Consider the following 22,105-nt stretch of genomic DNA (forward strand, 5'->3'; position numbering starts at 1 on the left):
AACAATCACTTGCGAAAACGGCTCCCACCAGATCAGGGGACTGAAAAGCGGTGAATTTATGGAACAAGTCCACACATGCTAAGGTTGTGTTAACCAATCATTAACCATTTGAGGGAGAGGCTGGGCATGCGCAGTGAGTGGATATTGGACGTCCTGTCTGATTTGAGAACCTACGCCTTATCAAGTGACCTGCCGCAACTGGCAGAACACCTTGATGATGCAGCACTGGTCGCGCTGACAGAAATCGCCTCTCAGGATGAGAGGTTGCAGGGGCAAAAAGATGGCGCAGAAACATCAACTGGAATCTATCCTGGAGGCATTGGAGCAAGCTGACGCATTGATCGGACTACAGCTCGTGACCGAGGCGTTGCGGGATTTCTACCAGATCCAACATATCGCCTATCATTGGGTCGACAGCAAAGGCGATCAGGCCGGGTGCGGGACCTATTCGCTGACCTGGCAACAGCGCTATGTCGAACAGGAATATCTGCGTATAGATCCCGTGATAAGCGGTTGTTTCCAAAGGTTTCATCCCGTCGAGTGGAAGCAGCTGGACTGGTCCTCCAAGGCCGTTCGCGCCTTTGCCGCCGATGCGGCGGCGCATGGTATTGGCACGCAAGGGTATTCCGTCCCGGTGCGCGGTCCGAATGGGCAATTCGCCCTTTTCACGGCCAATGACACGTGCAGTGATCTTGTCTGGACCCGCTACATCGACGCCCATCGCAGGGACATGATCCTGTTTGCCCATCTGATGAATGAAAAGGCGCTGGAACTGGACCCCAACCGCGCCCAGAAAACTGCGCAAGCGCTCTCCCCCCGAGAGGTCGACGCCATGACCTATCTGGCCATCGGCTACAGCCGCGCGCAGGTGGCCAATCAGCTGTCCATTTCCGAGCATACGTTGCGCGTCTATATCGAATCCGCACGTTTCAAACTGGGCGCACTCAATACAACCCACGCGGTCGCGCGCGCGTTGTCGCAGGGTTTGATCGTCGTTTGAAAGCGGCCAGCATGGCGGTGCGTTCGGCGGATTGGGGGCTGGATGTTGCGCATTTCCGCTGATCCGCGCGCGCGACGTTCTGATATCCTTAAACGTGTTAAGGTTTGGCTGGGACCTCCATTGTCCTTGCCGGAGACCTTCGATGTTGCGTTACCTTTATGCCGACCAGTTGCACCGCCATTCCGCCCTTGCCCGCGCCATGTTCCGGGATCGGGCGGACCAGTTCAAAACCCGTCTGGGCTGGGAGGTGGATGTCGATGCCGCCGGAGAGGAACGCGACGCCTATGATGCGCTCAACCCGCTCTACGTCATCTGGGAGACACCTGAGGGTGGCCACGGCGGTTCCATGCGGTTTTTGCCCACCACCGGACCGGTGATGGTGAATGATCACTTCGGCCATCTGCTGGACGGTCCGATCAGAAGCCCGCTTATCTGGGAATGCACCCGCTTTTGTCTGGCGCGCGGTGCTGAGGCGCATGTTGCGGCCGCGCTGATGCTGGGGGGCGGTGAGATCATGCAGGGCTTTGGGGTGAAGCATTTCGTGGGGGTTTTTGATGCCCGCATGGTGCGGATTTACCGGATGATCGGCAGCTCACCAAAGGTTATGGGCGCGCAGGGCACAGGCCGGGAGAAGATCAGCGTGGGCCTCTGGGCGTTTGACGCAGCCGCGCAATCCCGCGTCGCCACCCGCGCCGGGATCAGCCCGACACGCTCACACGGCTGGTTCGCCCATGCGTTTGGCCAGACACCGGTTCTTCCCTTTGCCAAAACCGGCTGATCGCGCTGGCCCCTCCCGTGCGGCTCCCCTAATGTCGCGCCATGAACACCACCCCGATTTCCTACTCCGACGATCAGGCGGCCGCCCACGATAGCGTCGCCGACATGCTGCGCAGCGCGGGCATTGATCTGGAGGACAGCCTGCTTATGCCGCCACGGGACAACACCGATCAGGTGATGGCGGTGACGGGCAAGGCCGGTTCGGGCAAGACCCTGCTGCTGGCCGAGCTTTACAAGGCGCTGGAAGGGGCAGGGGTTGAGGTCGTCTCCGGCGACTATGAAAGCAAAAAGCGCAAGGACAAGCGCACGCTCGCCATCCTTGCGCCGACCAACAAAGCCGCCAGCGTGCTGCGTCTGCGCGGGGTGCCGGCGACCACGATCCACCGCATTCTCTATACGCCGGTCTATGACCCGGAATACGAACGTATCGCCGAATGGCTGGCGGGCAACGGCGAACGGCCGGAGATCGAAGGGCTGACTGAAATCTCGCTCGACCGGGCGTTCGGATTTTACCAGAACAACAAATCCATTCCCGGCGCCCTGGCCGCTGCGGGCCTGCGCGGCAGTGATTTCATCACCGGCTGGAAACGCCGCGAAGAACCGCTGGACATCGGTTTTGTCGATGAAGCCTCCATGTTGGATGACAAGCAGTTCGAGGACCTCAAGGAGATCTTCCCGACCCTGCTGTTGTTCGGTGATCCGGCGCAGCTGGCGCCTGTGAACCAATCCGGCACGATGGTCTTCGAAAAACTGCCCGAAAAACGGGTGCTGAGCCTGAACCGGATCCACAGGCAGGATGCGGACAACCCGATCCTTGATCTGGCCCACGCGCTGGCCGACCCCGCATTGGGGTTTGAACAGTTCGAGCGGATGATCGAGGAAGCCGCCGCGAAGGACGACCGCGTCGTCTGGGGGCAACGGGTGGAGGTGGACCTGATGGCGCGCTCCCCGGTGCTGGTCTGGCGCAATGCGACGCGCATCCGGTTGATCAACGCCTTCCGCGCTGTGCACGGCGCGCCAGAGGACGCTTTGCTGGCCGGGGAGCCGCTGATCTGTGACGGGATCGAGCTGCCTTTGAAGCACCGCAAGAAGCGGCTGGATCTGGAAGCCCGTGGACTGATCAAGGGCGCGCAGGTGATTTTTCTGGGGGAAGGGCGCAAGCCCGGCTTCAGCCGTCTGCATGTGATGGGGGCCGAAGACCCGCAGGTTTCCGCCGCGTCGATTGTGAAGATCGAAAAGCCGGATGAAGAAGAACCGTTCATCCCCTTCGCTGCCCGCATGGGCGCCACGTTCCTGCATGGGGCTGCGGTGACGATCCACAAGGCGCAGGGCAGCCAGTGGGAGAACGTGCAGGTCTTTGCCCCTGACCTCTATGCCGCTGCCCGCATGGGCCGCTCGGAGGCCGGACAGCCCCTGTGGAAGCGCCTTGCCTATGTCGCCATCACCCGCGCGCAGGAGCGTCTGATTTGGGTGGTGCGCAACCGTTTGGCGAAACCGGGCGGGCCGCTGGTGGTGGACGATCTGCGCAGCGCGGCCCCGGCCCCCCTGACCCTTGATGCGCCTGAGCCGGAGGACTTTCTATGAAGAGCATTATCATCACCGGGGCCAGTTCCGGCATTGGCCGCGCCACGGCTGAGCTATTCCTGTCCGAAGGCTGGCGCGTGGGCCTGATCGCCCGTCGGGCGGCGCTGCTGCATGAGATCGCTGATACCCATGAAAACGCTGTCGCCTTGCCCGCAGATGTGACGGACCCCCAAGCCATGGAAGCGGCGTTTGACACCTTCGGCCATCTGGATGTGCTGTTCAACAACGCAGGCCTTTTTGGCCCTTCCGCACCGATTGATGAGGTTCCTCTGGACGACTGGGCGCAGGTCCTGTCGGTCAACCTCAATGGCATGTTCATTGCCGCGCGGCTCGCCTTCGGCCGGATGCGGGCGCAGGGCGGTGGGCGGATCATCAACAACGGCTCACTGTCGGCCCATGTGCCGCGCCCCGGCTCAGTCTGCTACACCACGACCAAACACGCAATTACCGGGCTGACACGGTCGCTGTCACTGGACGGGCGTCCCTTTGGCATCGCCTGCGGTCAGATCGACATTGGCAACGCGGAAAGCGCGATTGTCACAGCACTTAAAGAGGCCAATCCGGATATGGACACCATGGATGTTGGAAATGCAGCCAGATCCGTGCTGCACATGGCGGACATGCCCGACGGCGCCAACGTGCAGTTCCTGACGGTGATGGCCACCAACATGCCCTACATCGGACGCGGCTAGGGTCCTAACCCCAGGTCTCAGCGCCGGAAAGCGCTGAAGACCGCAGAAGCCCCCCAGCCCGCTGCAATAGCAATCGCCAGCGACATCAGACCATAAAGAAACGCGTTCTCGCGGGACAGGGTGAACAGCCACCGCTCAAGACCAACTTTGCGCACAAAGATGCTGGTTTCGTATTGGGAGACAACGGCCCCGCCCCGCGTCAGGAAAATGCGGGTCTGATAGTCCCCTTCGGTCAATGCAGCAGGCAGCTCAATCGCGGTGCGGAACAGGGTTTGTTCGTCCACGCTGATGGTGCCTTCGTTGAGCTGGTACTGGTTCGACTTCGATTTGATTCGGATCAGCGCTTCGGTGAAGCTTTCGCTGTCAGAGATCGTGTCGGGGGCATCGACAGACCGGATCGCCCTTGGGATGGAGACACGGTGGCGCACATCTTCGGTTTCGCTCAGCGACAGGCCCAGCAAGGTGCTGGTGGAGACAGCATAAAAGCTGGGCGCACTGTCGATCTCAAGCGCATCGGTGTTGACCCAGATGCCGAAGCGTTTTTCCTTGCGGCGCACGGTGATCGGCTCGGACGGGCCTGACACGGTGATGATCACCTGCAGGCGCGGCTCATCCACAATGGCCTCTTCCCGTTTGACCGCTCCGAAGATCAGGATCTCGGACCCGTCAAAGCTGGTGTTGATGGAGACCTGATCGCTCGACAACCCCAGCACAACCTCTTCGGCCATCGCAGGCAGGGCCGTCAGAAGCGCCAGCGCGAGGATCAGGGCGCGCATCAGTGGCCCCCCGCCGCGCCGAGCGAGTAAAGCTCGGAAGGTTGCAGCAGCAGATCCAGCGCCAGCTTGCCGCAGACCGCCAGCACCATCAGCGCCAGCAGGATGCGCAGCTGTTCGGCTTTCATCTTCACCCCGATGCGGGTGCCGATCTGCGCGCCGATCACGCCGCCAACCAGCAGCAAGACAGCCAGCACGACGTCAACGGTGTAGTTCGTGGTGGCGTGCAGCATCGTGGTGAAGGCAGTCACAAAGATGATCTGGAACAGCGATGTGCCGACCACCACCTTGGTGGGCATACCCAGCAGATAGATCATCGCAGGTACCATGATGAACCCGCCGCCGACACCCATGATCGCGGCCAGAATACCCACAGCAACCCCCACAACCAGCGGCGGAATGACCGAGATATAGAGCCCCGACACCCGGAACCGCATCTTGAACGGCAAGCCGTGGATCCAGTTGTGTTTCTTGCGCTTGGGCGGCGCGCCCTTCTTGGTGTTGCGGATGGCGCGCAGGCTTTCAAAGAACATCAGCCCGCCAATGACGCCAAGGAAGACGACATAGCAAAGCTTGACCAGCAGATCGACCTGGCCCTGCGCCTTGAGGTAGTTAAAGACCACAACCCCCAGTGCCGCGCCGATCAGCCCCCCGATCAGCAGCACCGTGCCCATCCTGAGGTCCACCGTCTTTCTCTTGAAATGCGCCAAAACGCCGGAGAAGGAGGAGGCCACGATCTGGTTCGCTTCGGTCGCCACGGCCACCGCAGGGGGGATGCCGATAAAGAACAACAGGGGCGTCATCAAAAAGCCCCCGCCGACGCCGAACATGCCGGAAAGCACACCTACAAGCCCGCCCAGTCCCAACAGGAGGAACGCATTGACCGACACTTCGGCGATGGGGAGGTAGATTTGCATGGCATCCCTTAGCGTAACTCTGGGCGTCAAATCAACTGCCGTCGCTGCTGCGCAGCAAGTCGGACTGCGACAACACAGAAACTGGACTCATGTCCGCGGGCCTATCTTTCCTTTACATAAGGCTCTCCGCCCGCGCGGGGCGGAATGGCCTTGCCGACAAAGCCCGCCAGAATAATCACCGTCATCACATAGGGCAGGGCGCCCAACAGCGCACTTTGCACCTTGATGCCGATGACCGCCTCGATCACGTCAGGCCGCGTTTCCAGCGCGCCGAACAGCCCAAACAACAGCGTCGCCCAAAGGGCATACCACGGCCGCCATTTGGCAAAGATTAACGCCGCCAGCGCGATAAACCCGCGACCCGCAGACATATCTTTGACAAAACCCGCCTGCAACGCCGTGCTCAGATACGCACCCGCCAGACCACACAGCACGCCGCAGATGCCCACAGCGGCAAAGCGCAGGCCCACGACAGACACACCTGCCGTATCCACCGCCGCCGGGTTTTCCCCCACCGCGCGCAGCCGCAGGCCAAAGCGCGTGCGGAACAGGATCCACCAGGTCAGCGGCACCGCTGCAAACGCCATGTAAACCAGTATCGAATGGCCGGAGATCAGCTCCGCATAGATCGGACCCAGAAACGGCACATCGGCCATGGCCTCTGCTCCCGGCAGGGTGACCGGCTCAAACCGTGCACCACCCATCAGCGAGGGCGTGCGCCCGCCTTGCCGGAACCAGTCCTGCGCAATCAGCACTGTCATGCCCGCCGCCAGAAAGTTGATGGCCACGCCCGATATCAGCTGGTTGCCCCTAAAGGTGATCGACGCCACCCCGTGCAGCGCGCTCAATACCAGTGACGCCCCGATGCCCGCCAAAAGACCCAGCCAGACCGATCCCGTCATCGCGGCAAGTGCAGCGGAGAAGAACGCCGCGGCCAGCATCTTGCCCTCCAGCCCAATATCGAAAATCCCGGCCCGTTCGCTGAACAACCCTGCAAGGCAGGCCAGCAACAACGGCGTGGCCAGACGCACGGTTGAATCGAGCAGTTGGATCAGCGTGTCAAAATCCATTATTCCGCTGGCCCCGCTGCCTTGTTGCGGCGCACGGCGAGGAATATCCGCTCCAGTGGCATACGCACCATATTGTCCAATGCCCCGGTGAACAGGATCACCAGCGCCTGAATGACCACGATCAATTCGCGCGGGATCGAGGTCCAGAGCGCAATCTCGGCCCCGCCCTGGTAGAGGAACCCGAAAAGGATCGCGGCAATCACCACGCCCAACGGATGGCTCCGCCCCATCAGCGCCACAGCGATCCCGATGAACCCCGCCCCCTCAGTGGAGTTCAGGATCAGCTTCTCGCTTTCGCCCATGACGGTGTTGATCGCCATCAGACCAGCAAGCCCGCCCGAGATGATCATCGTGATCACGGTGATCTTCACCGGATTGATGCCGGCATATTTGGCACCCTGTTCGGAATGGCCAAAGGCACGGATTTCATATCCCAACCGGGTTTTCCACATCAGCACCCAAACGCCCACCGCACAGGCGAGCGCGATGAGGAACGTGACGTTCACACTGTCATCCTTGGAGGCCTTGATGCCCATGCCCGTCAGGACGGAATTCAGCGTCGGCAGATCCAGATGTTCTGCAAACCGCGCGCTGGAGGGGTCGGATTGACCCACAGGCTTGAGGAATTCGTTGATCAGGTAGATCAGCAAGGCAGAGGCGATGAAGTTGAACATGATCGTGGTGATCACGATATGACTGCCGCGTTTTGCTTGCAGGTAGGCCGGGATCGCGGCCCATGCCGCCCCGAAGAGTGCGGCCATCGCGGTGGCGGCAATCAGGCCAATGCTCCAATGCGGCCAAGCAATGTAGAGCAGGGCATAGGCCACTCCAAGCCCGCCCAGCATCGCCTGTCCCTCGCCCCCGATGTTGAACAGGCGCGCGTGAAAGGCGACCGACACCGCCAGCCCGGTGAAGATGAAGTTCGTCGCATAATACAGCGTATATCCCCAACCCCGGACCGAGCCGAGCGCGCCTTCGATCATCAAGGCAGCCGCAGCAATGGGGTCTTCGCCGATGGCAAGGATGACGAGCGCGGATATGAAAGCCGCGAGCAGCAGGGAGATAAGCGGGACGAGGATAACCTCGGCCCATTTTGGCATCACGTCCATGGGGAATGCCCCCATGCGTGGGAGGTCAGAGGAAGAGTTTCGCGATCGCGACGATAGCCAAAGTCACACCAGAGCCCACCACGAAGGGATACCAGCGGTTTTCGCTGTTTATCTTCGCGGTCTCGGCAATCAGCTTGCCGATTTCCGCGTCCATCCTGCGGTTGAGCTGTTCGCGCTCTTCCATGGTCATTTCGAGCATGCTCCAATGCGTTGCTGTTGAAATATACACTCATGTTGGCACTTTTTCAATTAACGATGGGTAAACAGACATCCTAAACACTCTTCTCCGGGGCGCCTGCATGCGCCAAATTCGCTTCGACTTCTTCAATCGAATGCGGCCTGTCCGTGTCGGTGATCCCGGCCATCAATAGCCCCAATTCCTTCTCATCCGTCTCAGCGGGCAACCGCTCTCCCATGATCTGACCGTCGAACATGACCGCGATGCGATCCGACAATGCCATGATCTCATCCAACTCCACACTCACCAGCAGGATCGCCTTGCCCTGATCGCGCAGCGCGACGATTTGCTGATGGATGAACTCAATCGCACCAATGTCCACGCCGCGTGTGGGCTGGCCGATCAGCAGCAGGTCCGGGTTGCGCTCAATCTCGCGGGCCAACACGATCTTTTGCTGGTTCCCGCCCGAGAAATTCTTGGCGGCCAGTGTCGGATCAGGCGGGCGCACATCAAAACGCGCCATCTTTTCAATGGTGTCGGCGCGGATGGCTGCGTTGTTCATCAACAGCCCTGCGCGGTATTCCGGCGCGTCGTGATAGCCGAAGGCGGTGTTTTCCCAGGCCTGATACTCCATGATCAGACCTTCGCGCTGGCGATCCTCTGGCACATGGCTGATCCCGCGCGCGCGCCTTGTCTTGCCGTCGGCCTCGCGGCCCGACAAATCCAGCGGGGTGCCGTTCAGGGTGATGTCGCCCGTGCCAATCGCATAGCCGCCCAGCACCTCGAGCAGTTCCGACTGCCCGTTGCCAGCAACACCCGCGATGCCCAGAACCTCGCCCGCGCGGACTTGTAAATCAATGCCACGCAGCCGTTCGACTTTCTTGTCATCGAACACCCTCAGACCTTTGACATCCAGCACGACATCGCCCGGTTGCGCGGGCACTTTATCTACGCGCAACAAGACCTTACGGCCCACCATCAATTCAGCCAGTTCCGCCGGAGACGTCTCTGCCGTTTTCACAGTCGCCGTCATTTCCCCCCGCCGCATCACGCTGACGGTGTCCGTGGTGTCCATGATCTCCCGCAGTTTGTGGGTGATCAGGATGATGGTTTTCCCTTCGGATTTGAGCCGCCCCAGAATGCGAAAGAGCTGATCCGCTTCCGCCGGTGTCAGCACGCCCGTGGGCTCATCCAGAATGAGAATATCCGCCTGCCGGTAGAGCGCCTTGAGGATCTCCACCCGTTGCTGCATGCCAACGCCGATGTCCTGCACCAGCGCGTCGGGGTCAACGTTCAGGCCGTAATCTTCGGCCAGTTCAATCAATGTCTTGCGGGCCTTGGCCAGCGACGGGCGCAGCATCGCGCCGTCTTCCGCACCAAGGATGATATTTTCCAGAACGGTGAAGTTCTCAACCAGCTTGAAGTGCTGGAACACCATACCGATGCCTGCGGCAATCGCGGCCTGACTGTCGGTGATGTTGGTCTTCTTGCCGCCAATGAACACCTCGCCCTTGTCGGCCTTGTAGAACCCGTAAAGGATCGACATCAGCGTCGATTTGCCCGCGCCGTTTTCCCCGATGATCCCATGGATCGTGCCGGGCATGACGCGGATGGAGATGTCTTTGTTGGCCTGTACCGGGCCGAAGGCTTTGGAAATGCCCTTCAACTCGATTGCGGGTGCGGCAGTCTCCTGCCGCACCGCTGTCGTTTGATCTGCCACTTAGAAGCTCAGGGCAGGACAGCTGTCATCAGACATGTAGTCGTGCACGGCAAGCGAGCCGTCGGCGATCTTGCCCGCAGCCTCATCCACGGCTGCTTTCATCTCGTCGCTGACCAGTGGTGCGTTGAATTCATCCATCGCATAGCCCACACCACCATTGGCGATGCCCATGACACTAAAGCCTTTTTCCATGCCGGGGCCGTCTTTGAACGCCTGATACACCGCGTTGTCTACGCGCTTCATCATGGAGGTCAGGACCTTGCCCGGATGCAGGTAGTTCTGGTTGCTGTCCACACCGATGGACAGGATGCCTTCGTCTGCGGCGGTTTGCAGCACACCAACACCGGTGCCACCTGCCGCTGCATAAACCACATCTGCGCCTTGGCTGATCTGCGCTTTGGTCAACTCAGAGCCTTTTACCGGGTCGTTCCATGCGGACGGCGTGGTGCCTGTCATGTTGGCAATGACTTTGACGTCAGGATTGGCCGCCATAGCGCCCTGCGCATAGCCACAGGCGAACTTGCGGATCAGCGGGATATCCATGCCGCCGATGAAGCTGACTGTGCCGGATTTGGAGGCTTTGGCCGCCATCATGCCCACAAGGTATGAACCTTCATGTTCGTTAAACACAACGGAGCGCACGTTGGGCTTGTCGACAACCATGTCGATGATGACAAAGTCCGTGTCAGGATAATCATCCGCCACCTGACCCAGCGCGTCACCAAAGGCAAAGCCGGCCATCACAACCGGGTTGGAACCGGATTCCGCAAAACGCCGCAGCGCTTGCTCCCGCTGGGCGGCGGATTGCAGTTCGATCTCACGGAATTCGCCGCCGGTCTCTTCTGCCCAACGCTGCGCGCCATTGAAAGCGGCTTCGTTGAAGGATTTGTCGAACTTTCCGCCAAGATCAAAAATGATCGCAGGCTCAGCAAGGGCGGCACCGGCACTCAGGGCAAGTGCGGCAGCGGCGCCCATAAATTTGGTCATAAGGGTCATGTGTCGTCTCCCAGTTATCATGTGTTGGGGCAGGGTCCAAAGGGCCTCCCGCCCAGGATCAAAAGATCGCAGCAATTTAGGGCGCAGGGAGGGGGCAGGGTCAACCGCTTTTATCAGCGATCCTGTGGATAAGCGTGATTAACCTTTGGTTAAGGCCAGTCGCATGATCACGGCGTCAACATCTGTCGCATTGGCGCGCGCGTAATAGCCTGCGCGGCGGGCCACTTCGCCAAACCCGATTTTGGCGTAGAGCGATTGGGCCGCTGCGTTGTCTGCGGCCACCTCAAGGAAAGCGGTTTGAGCGCGGCCTTCCAGCGATGCAAGCCAGTCCCGCAACAGCGTTTCCGCGATTCCCTGCCGGTGATGCGCCGGGTCCACGGCAATGGTGAGCAACTCGGCCTCCCCCGCGACCAGACGGGTCAGGGCAAAACCATGGGGATCGCGGAACAGCGTGACGTGGGGGGCGTTGAGCAGATCTGCAATCTCTGCCGCGTGCCACGGGCGGCTGACGGTAAACGCGGCCCGGTGCAGGCGCGCAAGCGCGTCAGGTTCTGTCACGCCAGGATCGCAGGACCCGGATCGCGTGCCGGGGCGGCGTCTGGGGCTTTGACGTATTGCGGCGCGGGGCGCGGCGGAAACGCGGTAGCGTCAAGGTATTTGAATTCGGCCATTTCAGCCATGCGGCCCGGATCGGGGGCGTAGGTTTCGTCAAAACCGGTCGCTTCGAAATGGGACGCAATCTCCGTTGCGCGGTGTCCGACAACCTCCATCCCACCTGAAAGCTGCAAATCCGCAGGCGGGTCGGCAGGATCAATCAAACGCCCACCCTCGCTGATCAGGGCGCCGCCCATGTCTGCCCCCTGAACGAAACTCATGTCACGCGGCGCAGGGACAGAGATCAGCGTTCCGGCAGGCAGGGGAGAATGCCCATGCACCAATTCAAACTGGTTGATCGCAAAAACGGGGAGGCCGAGCGCCAACCCAAGCCCCCGTGCCGCTGACACACCAATCCGGATGCCGGTAAAATTCCCCGGCCCCACCGCCACGCCAATCACGTCGACATCTTCCCAGGTCCAGCGAAAGGCGGCCAGTTGCGTCTCAAGCAGGGGAAACAGCGCCTCAGCCTGACCGCGCGCCATGTCATGAACGGTGCCGCCGGAATAGCTTTCCGTAGACCAGCCCACAGAAACAAAAGGCCCGGACGTGTCGAACGTCAGGACCTTTGGCCATTTCTTCTTGCCGTCGACGAAGCCCGTGTCAGGCAATCGGGCGCACCTCTGTCACCTCTGGGATGTAGTGGCGCAGCAGGTTCTCGATACCCATCTTCAGCGTCAGGGTCGAGGACGGGCAGCCCGCACAGGCACCCTGCATGTGCAGATAAACAATCCCACGATCAAAACCGTGGAACGTGATGTCACCGCCATCCTGGGCCACAGCCGGGCGCACCCGACTGTCCAGCAACTCCTTGATCTGGCCGACAACCTCACCATCCTCACCCTCATGCGCCGCATGACCGGAGGTGGGCGTGTGGTCCGCTGCCATCACAGGCTCACCGGACTGGAAATGCTCCATGATCGCGCCCAGCAGGGCGGGCTTGATGTGATCCCATTCTACATTCTCGGCTTTGGTTACGGTGACGAAGTCGGTGCCAAAGAACACCCCCTCAACCCCCGACACCCCAAAAATGCGCGTCGCCAGCGGAGAGCCATCGGCTGTATCCGACGTCGGAAAATCAGCCGTTCCCATTTCCAGCACGGCCTGACCGGGCAGGAATTTCAGGGTTGCAGGGTTAGGTGTGGATTCTGTCTGGATGAACATGGCGCGCCCTTCATTGCTTACCCTCAGATATGCGGACTGCAACCCTGAGAGTCAAGACTTTGGAATGATTCTAAAACGTGGTTCGGGCTAGGTAATCGCCTCAAGCCGTTCCTTGCTCAGATCGCCGGGCACAATCGTGATCGGCACGGACAGCGATCCCGCGCTGCGCGACATCTGCGTGACCAGCGGACCGGGGCCTTTCTTGGTGTCGGAACTGGCACCCAGGACCAACACGCCGATCTCTCCATCGTCCGCGATCTGCTGGGTGATTTCCTTTACCGCCTCGCCTTCCCGGATGACCAATTCAGGATCAACCCCCTGCTTGTCGCGCATCCACTTGGCAAAAACCTCAAAATGCACCTCGATACGCTCCCGCGCTTCCTCCCGCATAATGTCACCGACACCGATCCAGTGATTGAACTCTTCCGGCGGAATGACGGCCAGGACTTCCACCCCGCCACCCGTGTGGGCGGCGCGCAGCGCGGCAAAGCGCATGGCGTTCAGGCATTCTTGGCTGTCATCCAACACAACGAGGAACTTGCGCATGATCTTCTCCCTTGGCGGCGATCATGGCGCGCAAGAAGCCCTCGCGCAATCTCGAAATGAAACTGGACCTATGCTGCGCCGGATCAGGCCTGTTGCGACGCGGCCCAGTCCCAATACATCTCCCGCACACGCCGGGTGATGGGGTTTTGGTTGTCGCCTACGCCATATGTGGTGTCATCAAAGGCTTTGACGGGGGTGACTTTCATCATGTTGCCCGACAGGAAAACCTCATCCGCGTCGTGGAAATCGTCAAAACTCAGCACGGTTTCATGCACCTTGATCCCGTCCTGCGCCATGTTCGACATGTGCCGCGCGCGGGTGATCCCGGCCAGAAACGTGCCGTTGGGTATGGGGGTAAAGACCTCTCCATCCTTGACCATGAACACGTTGGCCGAGGCACTTTCGGCCACATTCCCCATCGCATCCGCCACCAGCGCGTTGCCAAAGCCCTTGCTGCGTGCCTCCACCATCATCCGGGCGTTGTTGGGATAGAGACAGCCCGCCTTGGCATTTACCACATTGTCCTCCAGCACCGGACGCCGGAACCGTGTGCGGGTGAGCGTCGTTGCAGCCTCCGGCGGCGCCATCGGGATCTCTTCCAGACAGACCGCAAACCCCGTCGCGCCCTCCCGTGGGACAATCCCCAACTCATCCCCCGCCAGCGCCCAATACATCGGCCGGATATAGACCGCCTGATCCTTGCCGTAGCTCTTGAGACCTTCGCGCACGATCTCGATCATATCCTCCGTCTCAACCGTCGGCGTGATCATCAACGCGCGGGCCGAGCGGTTGATCCGCGCGCAATGCGCCTCCACATCCGGGGCGAGCCCGTCAAACAGGCGTGCGCCGTCAAATACGGTTGTGCCCAGCCATGCGCCGTGGTCGGCGGCCGTCATGATCATCTGGTCGCCGTCATGCCATGCGCCGTTGTAATAGGTCTTGATGTTTGTGCCGGTAGCCATGGGTGCTCCTCAACTGGCGGGATTATGAACCGGGGGCGCTGCGATAGATGCCTTCGGGCAGGTTCAGCGCGGCCGTGAGGTCCCGCAACTGCTCTGGCGACAGGGTAATCTTGGCCACCTGATCGGTGCGCGGATCCCATTGTTCAAAGGTGATTTCGCTGTCGAATGCCTGCACGGTGATGTCCTCGCGCAGCGGGGTGGCGCCCTCATCCACCAGCGTGATCACAGTGGCGTCGAATTCGTGTTCAATGGTAAACATGCCCGAAACCTGCGGCTTTCCGCACCGCTTTGCAAGCGCGGCTTTCAAAGTGACGTGAACGGGGTGGCCCTGCGCCAGCAGCGTGATAAAACAACGCCCAGTGACCCCACCGATTTCCGCCGCTACCCGTGGCAAAGGACCGCCCCATGTTCAAGAACGCCGCCATTGCCCTTTTCGTTGCCGCCGCCCTTGCGGCCTGCGACGTGCAACCGATCGAAACCGCACCGCCCGCAGAGGCACCTGCACAAGCCAGTACCGCCAGCCGCAGCCTGAGCGCATCGCAAGCCGCGCGCAGCTTTGTGCGGGTGGTACGCACGGTCGAACCTGTGGCGGAACGGGAATGCCGGGCGCGGACGTCTGGGGTGAATTGCGATTTCAACATCGTGGTCGATGACCGCCCCGGCCAGCCCGCCAACGCATTCCAGACGCTGGACGCGCAGGGCCGCCCGATTGTCGCCTTCACCCTCGCGCTGATCGCTGACGCGCGGAACGAAGATGAACTGGCCTTCGTGCTTGGCCATGAAACCGCCCACCACATCGCCGGTCATATCGGGCGTCAGCAGCAGAACGCGGTTGTGGGTGCCGTGATTTCTGCGGGGTTGGCCACGCTCAGCGGCGGCGATGCCTCTGCCATCCGCACGGCCCAACAGGTGGGGGCTCAGGTGGGCGCGCGTAGTTTCTCCAAGGAATTTGAGCTGGAGGCAGACGCGCTGGGCACGATCATCACGGCACGCGCGGGCTATGATCCGGTCAAAGGCGCGCAGTTCTTTACCCGCATCCCCGATCCCGGCGATCGCTTTCTGGGCACCCATCCGCCCAACGCCGCCCGGATCGACATCGTCCGCCGCACGGCTGCGGGCCTTTAAGGTCTCTGCGTGCTGATCCAGCTGGGCCAGGTATTGAGCGACCGCGGCTCAAAATATGCCGTGTCCGGCGGGCCGGTGCTGGACCGCGCGGGTGTGGACGCGGCATTGAAAACGCTCAAGCGGGAAAAATCCTACGCCAAGGCCACGCATAACACTTGGGGCGTGCAGCTTTCTGAGGGCGGGCCACTGAAAGGCGATGATGGCGAATCCGGTGCTGGGATGGTGATCCTGCGCATGCTGGAGCGGGAAGGCCTGTCAGATCACCTGATCATCGTGACCCGTTGGTACGGTGGCAAGCATCTGGGCGGGGACCGGTTTCGACATGTGCAGACCTGTGTCAGCGCCTATCTCGAGGCGCTGTAACACATTGACATCATGCGGAGGCAGACGCGCCGCACCACTGGTAAGGCGTCACAGGCTCAATGCGATGGCGGCGAAAAAGCAGCTTGACGCGGTCAACACAAAACCATGCCAGATCGCGTTCTGAAACCGCATGCCCGGATGGGCGAAGACCCAGGTGCCAGCGGAATAGATCAGACCACCTGCCACCATCAGGACCAAAGCCATCCCCGGCACCACCTGCGACATCGGCCAGATCAGCAGTACCGCCAGCTATCCCATCGCCAGATAAAGCGCCAGAGACCCCCTTGCATTGGGCCGCCAGAACCACAGTTTCGCCAGCGCCCCGACCCCGGCAAGGACCCAGATCAACCCGAGCACGCCATAGGCAAACCCCGTGCCGATCACTCCGACCAGAGGCGTGTAAGTCCCCGCAATCTTGAGGTAAATCGCTGCGTGGTCAATCCGGTGCAGCACCGGGCGGATGCGGTCATTGGGCGACAGGTGGTAAAGGGCAGAGGCCCCAAAAGCGACTATCAGGCAGCCTGCATAAAGCGCCGCGGGCGTCACCGGTGCCCCTTGCTGCATCAGATGGTGGATCAACACCGCGCAGGCCGGGATCGACATCATCAGCCCCGCGCAATGCACAGCACCATCTGCCAGCGTCTCTGAAGGGGAGTTCGGGTAAGCCATATCAATAGCTTAGCACCGGGTTGTTAAGATTTGGTGTTTACCTCAAGTTACCCATCCTGCGCTGCCGTGCCACGTGCCACCGGTAAAGCGCAGGCGCCAGCACGTGATCGTAGACCTTGTTGGCCACCCAATAGATGCCCGGCAGCGCGACCAGCCGTGCCAACCACCGCCATTGCGGGATTTCCTGCCACAGCACCACAAAGGCCGGTATGCCCGCGTAGGTCTGCCCCTCTTTGCGAACATGCAGACGCCGGGCGGCTGCGTCGGAATCAATGCCCCAGCGGTTCAGGGTCTCCACATCGCCCAGATCGTCATACCGGATCGGCAGGGCGTCCCGCGTTGTGATCTTCTCGTAATGTTCGATTTCCCGTCGGCAGACGGGGCAGGCGGCGTTGTAAAGGACTTCGGTTTCTTTGCTCATGAGCCGGAGATAGGGGCGCGCAGGGCCAAGTCACCCCGGACACTTCGCCACGCCCCTAGCGTGGCTTGTTGCTGTCGATCCAGCGCGACATCAGGGTGCGGTCGCGGAAACACTCCGGCGGAACGTCCGCGCGTTTCAGCCGTGCGATCCGTTCGGCAAAAGCCACCTGCTTGGAGGAGGGGTAATTGCCGAATTTCCCCACAGGCGCGGCTTTCTGCCGGTCAATCCACTTGGACAGGGCAGCACGATCACCCTCGATCCCCGCTGGCATCCGCGTGCCCGACCGTGCCGCAAGCACGCGGGCATAGCTGACCTGTTTGTCCGTCGCCGCCACAGGCTGCGGCAAAGGCAGATCGTCCTGCACCGGAACGGCCCCTTTGCCGGGGGCGAAAATACCTGGAAACTGCGGTTGCAAAGACATGCGCGTTCTCCTCTGTCTGAAGGGAGAACATAAGTAGAACATATCCGAATCTAAATCAAGAGGCTTGCAGAGAAGGTAGATCAAAACCCCTGTGGATAAAATTATCCACAGGGGTTTTGTGACTTTAAGTAATGCGGATAACATTCTGTTTTAATGGATATAAAGGATCGCCATCAGGATTTGGCCAAACGCCCCCACAGGTCATATTCCCCAGCTTCATCCACCTCGACCTGAACAATGTCCCCAACGGACAAATCTGCAAACCCTTCATCGATAAACAGGTTCCCGTCAATCTCAGGCGCGTCGGCCTTGGTGCGGCAGGTCGCGGCGTCCTCGTCAATTTCATCCACAATAACATCCACAACCTGACCCACCTTCGCGGCCAGCTTTGCTTCCGAGATTGCCTGCGCCTTTGCCATGAAGCGGTCCCAGCGGTCTTGCTTGATCTCGGCAGGGACATGATCCGGCAACGCATTCGACCGCGCGCCATCGACGTTTTCGTATTGGAAGCACCCCACGCGGTCCAGTTGCGCTTCGTCCATCCAATCCAGCAGCGTCTGGAACTCTTCTTCCGTCTCGCCCGGATATCCGACAATAAAGGTGGAGCGCAGTGTGATGTCAGGACAAACATCCCGCCAGGCGGCTATTTCTTCCAGGGTCTTGGACGCTGCCGCTGGCCGCGCCATGCGCTTAAGAACATCCGGATGGGCGTGCTGGAAGGGGATATCAAGATAGGGCAGCACCAATCCATCCGCCATCAGCGGGATCAACTGGCGCACATGCGGGTAGGGGTAGACGTAGTGCAACCGCACCCAGGCCCCCAGACTGCCCAGATCCCGCGCCAGATCGGTGATATGCGCCCGGTGCCCCCGGTCTTCGGCATGTTTGATGTCCACACCATAGGCGGAGGTGTCCTGCGAGATAACCAACAATTCACGCACAGAGTTATCCACAAGCTTTTCCGCTTCCCGCAGCACCGCATGGGCAGGGCGTGATTGCAGGCGCCCCCGCATGTCCGGGATGATGCAGAACTTGCACTTGTGGTTGCAACCCTCTGAAATCTTGAGATAACTATAGTGTCTTGGTGTCAGGCTAACACCGCTTGCAGGCAGCAGATCAACGAAGGGATCGGGGCTGGGTGGCACGGCTGCATGCACCGCATCCAGCACCTGTTCGTACTGATGCGGCCCGGTCACGGCCAACACCTTCGGATGCGCCCCGGTGATGTACTCCGGGTCTGCCCCCAGACAGCCGGTCACAATCACCCGGCCATTCTCATCCAGCGCTTCGCCAATCGCTTCCAGCGATTCCGCCTTGGCCGAATCCAGAAACCCGCAGGTGTTCACAATCACCGCATCCGCCCCAGCGTAATCCGGCGAAACCCCATAGCCTTCGGCGCGCAGCCGCGTCAGGATGCGCTCACTGTCAACCAGGGCCTTGGGGCATCCCAGCGACACCATGCCGATTGAAGGTTGCCCCGCGCGGCGGCTGTCGCGCAATTGGGCAGTGGGGGCAAGGTCGGGGCGCAGATCGGGTGGGTTTGTGCTCATGTTGTGGGCTATAGTGCACTCAAAGGGGCGGCGAAAGGTCCCCGTGGTGAGGAGAGTATGGGTATGAAGTGGATTGTACGGATCATCGGCGTGCTGGTGTTGCTGGTTGTCGTCGCGGTTGTTGGCATTTTGATGCTGCCTGCGGACAAGATCGCACAGATCGCGACGGACCAGTTGCGCAAGGTCACAGGCCGCGAGGTGACGATCAGCGGTGATGTGGGCATGACCTTCTGGCCGGTGCTGGGCGTCAGCGCCGAAGGGCTGGAGGTCGGCAATGCCGATTGGGCCAAAGAGGGCGCGATGCTGTCCACCAGGTCTGCCGCGATCGGTGTGGACGCCAGCGCCCTGCTGCGCGGAGAAATCCGCATCACCAATATTGAGGCGCAAAGCCCCACGATCCGCCTTGAAAGCCGCGCGGATGGCCGCACCAGCTGGTCCTTCTCTGACGCCGCAGGCACCGCCACCATCGAGACGGAGACAGCCCCCGAACGCACCGCGCAACCCATCAGCCTGCAACGGCTTTCGATCACCGATGCCACGCTCATTTATGATGCCGAAGGCGCGGACCGGGTCTTCTACGAAGGGGTGGATCTGTCGCTTGACTGGCCGGACATCAACGGCGCGGCCGACATCGCAGCGCGCCTGCACCCGAACGGCGAACCCGTCACGCTGGACGCGCGGATCGAACGCTTTGCCACCTTCCTGACCGGCGAAATCTCCCCCCTGCGGGCGCAGATCGCGGCCCCCGGTGGCAGCCTGCTGGTCGCGGGGCGGGGCACGCTGCAAGGGGCAATTGCAGCGGATATGACGCTCAAGACCGACAGCACCAGCGCCTTTCTCAACGCTTTGGGGGCAGGGCCGGTTGACCTGCCGCAAGGGTTGGGGCGTACCACGAATGTCACCGCCAAGATGACCCTGACCCCGGACCGCAAACTGACCCTGCGCGATCTGGTGGCGGATCTGGGTGGCAACACCCTGCGGGGCGGTGTGGATATGGAACTCAACGGCACCCCGCAAATCACCGCGCAACTGAGCGCTGGCGCGCTGGACCTGCGCAGCCTCACAGGATCGGAGGACGCCGAAAGCAACGGCGGCGGGGATACCGCCGCCGCCGCGGGTACAGGTTGGCCCACCGACCGCATTGATGCCTCCGGCCTTGCCGCGTTCAACGGCTCCATCGGCCTGAGTGCCGACAGCATTGATCTGGGCGCGCTGACCCTGGGCAAAAGCCGCTTCAACCTCACCAACGACCGCTCCCGCATGGTCTTTGGCCTGCGTGAAGTGGCGGCCTATGGCGGCGGGCTGAGCGGGGAGTTCGTGATGAACAACGGCAACGGGCTGTCCGTGGGCGGCAAGCTGACTGCCGCAGGCGTGCAGATCAATCCGCTGCTCAGTGATCTGGCGGATCTGACGCGGTTCACCGGCACCGGCGACGCGCGGCTCTCCTTTCTGGGCGTGGGCAACACGGTGGATCAGATCATGCGGTCCCTCAAAGGCGATGGCGCGATCACGCTGGGGCGGGGCAGCATCGAAGGGATTGATCTGGACCAGTTGCTGGGGTCCTTCGACGTCAAAGGCGGCACAACCGTCTTTGACAGCGTCAATGCCAGCTACACCATCGCGGGCGGTATTCTGCGCAATGACGATCTGCTGATGCTCTTGCCGAACTTCAACACCACCGGATCAGGGCAGATTAACCTCGGTGCGCAAACGCTGGACTACACGGTGGTGCCCAAGGCCCTGCGCGTGAATGGGGACCGTGGCCTTGCGGTCCCGGTGCGCATCAGCGGCCCCTGGGCGGGTCCAAGCGTGAAACCGGACCTCTCCGCCGCGGTGGATCTGAACTTCGCCGCAGAGCGCAAAGCGGCCGAGACGCGGGCCAAAGCCAAGATCGAGGAAAAGCTGCAAGAGGAACTCGGTCTGCAACGGCAAGAGGGACAATCGGTTGAAGATGCCGTGAAGGACAGCGTCGAAGACAAACTCAAACGCGAACTGTTCAAGATCTTTGACTGACCCCTGCGCGCAACCGCCACGGCAATGGGCGCTTTAACGCCTCGCCTGCCTGCGCTAAGACGCACATCAGACTTTCAGGAGACGCCCCATGGCCAACGATCTTTTTAACAGCTTCATGACCGGCCCGGATGAAAACGGCCGCTTTGGTGATTTCGGCGGACGGTTCGTGTCCGAGACGCTGATGCCGCTGATCCTTGAGCTGGAAGAGCAGTATGAGAAGGCCAAGACCGACGACAGTTTCTGGGCGGAGATGAACGACCTGTGGACCCATTACGTGGGCCGCCCCAGCCCGCTCTATCATGCGGAGCGTCTGACCGAAGAACTGGGCGGCGCCAAGGTCTATATGAAGCGCGATGAGCTGAACCACACCGGCGCGCATAAGATCAACAACGTGCTGGGGCAGATCATCCTTGCCCGCCGCATGGGCAAGAAACGCATCATCGCAGAGACAGGCGCGGGGCAGCACGGCGTCGCCACGGCGACCGTCTGTGCCAAGTTTGGCCTGAAATGCGTGGTTTACATGGGCGCGCATGACGTCGAGCGTCAGGCCCCGAACGTTTTCCGCATGCGCCTGCTGGGCGCTGAAATTGTGCCGGTCACATCCGGTCGGGGCACGCTGAAAGACGCAATGAACGACGCCCTGCGCGACTGGGTCACCAACGTGCGCGACACGTTTTATTGCATCGGCACCGTTGCCGGCCCGCATCCGTACCCCGCGATGGTGCGCGATTTTCAGGCCATCATCGGCAAGGAAGTCCGCGAGCAGATGACTGCCGCTGAAGGGCGTCTGCCTGACACGGTCATTGCTGCCATCGGGGGCGGCTCGAATGCGATGGGCCTCTTCTTCCCCTTCCTTGATGACGCGGAGGTTGGCATCATCGGGGTTGAGGCAGGCGGCAAAGGCGTGAACGCCAAGATGGAGCATTGCGCCTCCCTGACCGGTGGCCGCCCCGGCGTGCTGCATGGCAACCGCACGTATCTGTTGCAGGACGACGATGGTCAGATCCTCGAAGGGTTCTCCATCTCCGCAGGCCTCGACTACCCCGGCATCGGGCCGGAACACGCATGGCTGCATGAGATCGGCCGCGCGCAATATGTCTCCATCACGGATGTCGAGGCGCTGGCCGCTTTCCAGAAATGTTGTGAGCTGGAGGGAATCATTCCCGCGCTTGAACCCTCCCACGCGCTGGCCCATGTGATGAAAATTGCGCCCGATCTGCCCAAGGACCACATCATCTGCATGAACATGTGTGGCCGTGGCGATAAAGATATCTTTACCGTCGCCAAAGCGCTTGGCTTTGAAATGGGCGAATTCGCCTGACCCACCGCAACCCGCTTTGCGGTATAGCGCGTTGGGGTTCGGGACTGTTTGCGCAATCAGTCGCGCCATAATTGAACACT

Annotated in this window: 27 protein-coding genes; 9 read left to right on the top strand and 18 right to left on the bottom strand. The window is 61.0% G+C overall.

Translation table 11 applies throughout. From position 1 onward, the window contains the following. Positions 1-126 precede the first annotated feature (126 nt). The 5 genes from Q1A91_RS13650 to Q1A91_RS13670 all read left to right on the top strand — a co-directional run bounded on the left by Q1A91_RS13650 (position 127) and on the right by Q1A91_RS13670 (position 4,053). Positions 127-333, top strand: coding sequence for a hypothetical protein (locus Q1A91_RS13650; RefSeq protein ID WP_299878267.1), 207 nt, complete (start codon positions 127-129; stop codon positions 331-333). Beyond that, positions 281-1,000, top strand: coding sequence for an autoinducer binding domain-containing protein (locus Q1A91_RS13655; RefSeq protein ID WP_299878270.1), 720 nt, complete (start codon positions 281-283; stop codon positions 998-1,000). Before Q1A91_RS13650 ends, Q1A91_RS13655 begins: the two co-directional genes overlap by 53 nt. 142 nt (positions 1,001-1,142) lie before the next feature. After that, complete coding sequence (locus Q1A91_RS13660; protein WP_299878272.1) at positions 1,143-1,778, top strand: acyl-homoserine-lactone synthase; 636 nt, start codon at positions 1,143-1,145, stop codon at positions 1,776-1,778. Between the two features lie 41 nt (positions 1,779-1,819). Beyond that, positions 1,820-3,361, top strand: a complete 1,542-nt coding sequence (locus tag Q1A91_RS13665) for an ATP-dependent RecD-like DNA helicase (RefSeq protein ID WP_299878275.1) — start codon at positions 1,820-1,822, stop codon at positions 3,359-3,361. Further along, complete coding sequence (locus tag Q1A91_RS13670; protein ID WP_299878278.1) at positions 3,358-4,053, top strand: SDR family oxidoreductase; 696 nt, start codon at positions 3,358-3,360, stop codon at positions 4,051-4,053. Before Q1A91_RS13665 ends, Q1A91_RS13670 begins: the two co-directional genes overlap by 4 nt. Positions 4,054-4,070: 17 nt before the next feature. Here the strand turns inward: Q1A91_RS13670 and Q1A91_RS13675 are convergent, their stop codons facing one another. The 13 genes from Q1A91_RS13675 to Q1A91_RS13735 all read right to left on the bottom strand — a co-directional run bounded on the left by Q1A91_RS13675 (position 4,071) and on the right by Q1A91_RS13735 (position 14,401). Then, entirely contained in the window at positions 4,071-4,829 is a 759-nt protein-coding gene (locus Q1A91_RS13675) for a TIGR02186 family protein (RefSeq protein ID WP_299878280.1), read from the bottom strand. Next, positions 4,829-5,743, bottom strand: coding sequence for a sulfite exporter TauE/SafE family protein (locus Q1A91_RS13680; protein WP_299878283.1), 915 nt, complete (start codon positions 5,741-5,743; stop codon positions 4,829-4,831). The genes Q1A91_RS13675 and Q1A91_RS13680 overlap by 1 nt, the downstream gene beginning before the upstream one ends. Before the next feature lie 101 nt (positions 5,744-5,844). Further along, on the bottom strand, positions 5,845-6,813 hold the full coding sequence (locus Q1A91_RS13685; RefSeq protein ID WP_299878286.1) for an ABC transporter permease: 969 nt from the start codon (positions 6,811-6,813) through the stop codon (positions 5,845-5,847). Then, positions 6,813-7,922 carry an ABC transporter permease gene (locus Q1A91_RS13690; protein ID WP_299878289.1) on the bottom strand — a complete coding sequence of 370 codons (1,110 nt, stop codon included), beginning with the start codon at positions 7,920-7,922 and terminating at the stop codon, positions 6,813-6,815. Before Q1A91_RS13690 ends, Q1A91_RS13685 begins: the two co-directional genes overlap by 1 nt. Before the next feature lie 25 nt (positions 7,923-7,947). Further along, positions 7,948-8,121: a hypothetical protein gene (locus tag Q1A91_RS13695; RefSeq protein WP_299878292.1), complete on the bottom strand. Its 174-nt coding sequence runs from the start codon at positions 8,119-8,121 to the stop codon at positions 7,948-7,950. A gap of 73 nt (positions 8,122-8,194) precedes the next feature. Next, positions 8,195-9,820, bottom strand: a complete 1,626-nt coding sequence (locus tag Q1A91_RS13700; RefSeq protein WP_299878295.1) for an ABC transporter ATP-binding protein — start codon at positions 9,818-9,820, stop codon at positions 8,195-8,197. Then, positions 9,821-10,816, bottom strand: coding sequence for a BMP family ABC transporter substrate-binding protein (locus Q1A91_RS13705; RefSeq protein WP_299878298.1), 996 nt, complete (start codon positions 10,814-10,816; stop codon positions 9,821-9,823). 138 nt (positions 10,817-10,954) lie between these two features. Then, positions 10,955-11,374, bottom strand: a complete 420-nt coding sequence (locus Q1A91_RS13710; protein ID WP_299878301.1) for a GNAT family N-acetyltransferase — start codon at positions 11,372-11,374, stop codon at positions 10,955-10,957. Then, entirely contained in the window at positions 11,371-12,081 is a 711-nt protein-coding gene (tsaB, locus tag Q1A91_RS13715) for a tRNA (adenosine(37)-N6)-threonylcarbamoyltransferase complex dimerization subunit type 1 TsaB (protein ID WP_299878304.1), read from the bottom strand. The genes Q1A91_RS13710 and tsaB overlap by 4 nt, the downstream gene beginning before the upstream one ends. Further along, positions 12,074-12,634: a NifU family protein gene (locus Q1A91_RS13720; RefSeq protein WP_299878307.1), complete on the bottom strand. Its 561-nt coding sequence runs from the start codon at positions 12,632-12,634 to the stop codon at positions 12,074-12,076. The genes tsaB and Q1A91_RS13720 overlap by 8 nt, the downstream gene beginning before the upstream one ends. Positions 12,635-12,721: 87 nt before the next feature. Beyond that, a complete protein-coding gene (locus tag Q1A91_RS13725; protein WP_299878310.1) occupies positions 12,722-13,180 on the bottom strand; it encodes a universal stress protein in 459 nt (152 codons plus the stop codon). Positions 13,181-13,263: 83 nt separating this feature from the next. After that, positions 13,264-14,142, bottom strand: coding sequence for a branched-chain amino acid aminotransferase (locus Q1A91_RS13730; RefSeq protein ID WP_299878313.1), 879 nt, complete (start codon positions 14,140-14,142; stop codon positions 13,264-13,266). A 22-nt stretch (positions 14,143-14,164) separates the two neighbouring features. Next, a complete protein-coding gene (locus Q1A91_RS13735) occupies positions 14,165-14,401 on the bottom strand; it encodes a hypothetical protein (RefSeq protein WP_299878316.1) in 237 nt (78 codons plus the stop codon). Between the two features lie 146 nt (positions 14,402-14,547). On the opposite strand from Q1A91_RS13735, the gene Q1A91_RS13740 reads away from it, so the two are divergent. Both Q1A91_RS13740 and Q1A91_RS13745 read left to right on the top strand, forming a co-directional pair. Further along, the gene (locus tag Q1A91_RS13740) at positions 14,548-15,267 is read left to right on the top strand and encodes a M48 family metallopeptidase (protein ID WP_299878319.1); all 720 of its coding nucleotides are present in this window, start codon (positions 14,548-14,550) and stop codon (positions 15,265-15,267) included. A gap of 12 nt (positions 15,268-15,279) precedes the next feature. Further along, positions 15,280-15,630 carry a YigZ family protein gene (locus tag Q1A91_RS13745; RefSeq protein WP_299879443.1) on the top strand — a complete coding sequence of 117 codons (351 nt, stop codon included), beginning with the start codon at positions 15,280-15,282 and terminating at the stop codon, positions 15,628-15,630. A gap of 48 nt (positions 15,631-15,678) precedes the next feature. Here Q1A91_RS13745 and Q1A91_RS23700 read toward each other — a convergent pair whose 3' ends face one another. The 5 genes from Q1A91_RS23700 to rimO all read right to left on the bottom strand — a co-directional run bounded on the left by Q1A91_RS23700 (position 15,679) and on the right by rimO (position 18,691). Further along, on the bottom strand, positions 15,679-15,834 hold the full coding sequence (locus Q1A91_RS23700) for a hypothetical protein (protein ID WP_367278680.1): 156 nt from the start codon (positions 15,832-15,834) through the stop codon (positions 15,679-15,681). Between the two features lie 45 nt (positions 15,835-15,879). Next, positions 15,880-16,299, bottom strand: a complete 420-nt coding sequence (locus tag Q1A91_RS13750) for a hemolysin III family protein (RefSeq protein WP_367278681.1) — start codon at positions 16,297-16,299, stop codon at positions 15,880-15,882. A 37-nt stretch (positions 16,300-16,336) separates the two neighbouring features. Further along, a complete protein-coding gene (locus tag Q1A91_RS13755) occupies positions 16,337-16,720 on the bottom strand; it encodes a thiol-disulfide oxidoreductase DCC family protein (protein WP_299878322.1) in 384 nt (127 codons plus the stop codon). Positions 16,721-16,775: 55 nt separating this feature from the next. Further along, entirely contained in the window at positions 16,776-17,141 is a 366-nt protein-coding gene (locus Q1A91_RS13760; protein ID WP_299878325.1) for a hypothetical protein, read from the bottom strand. Positions 17,142-17,314: 173 nt separating this feature from the next. Next, positions 17,315-18,691, bottom strand: coding sequence for a 30S ribosomal protein S12 methylthiotransferase RimO (gene rimO / locus Q1A91_RS13765; RefSeq protein WP_299878328.1), 1,377 nt, complete (start codon positions 18,689-18,691; stop codon positions 17,315-17,317). Between the two features lie 63 nt (positions 18,692-18,754). Here rimO and Q1A91_RS13770 point away from each other — a divergent pair, with 63 nt between their 5' ends. After that, positions 18,755-20,704: an AsmA family protein gene (locus Q1A91_RS13770; protein WP_299878331.1), complete on the top strand. Its 1,950-nt coding sequence runs from the start codon at positions 18,755-18,757 to the stop codon at positions 20,702-20,704. Between the two features lie 88 nt (positions 20,705-20,792). Continuing rightward, the gene (gene trpB, locus Q1A91_RS13775) at positions 20,793-22,025 is read left to right on the top strand and encodes a tryptophan synthase subunit beta (RefSeq protein ID WP_299878335.1); all 1,233 of its coding nucleotides are present in this window, start codon (positions 20,793-20,795) and stop codon (positions 22,023-22,025) included. The last annotated feature ends 80 nt before the right edge of the window (positions 22,026-22,105 follow it).

This window comes from uncultured Sulfitobacter sp. (assembly GCF_947500075.1).
GTDB lineage: Bacteria > Pseudomonadota > Alphaproteobacteria > Rhodobacterales > Rhodobacteraceae > Sulfitobacter.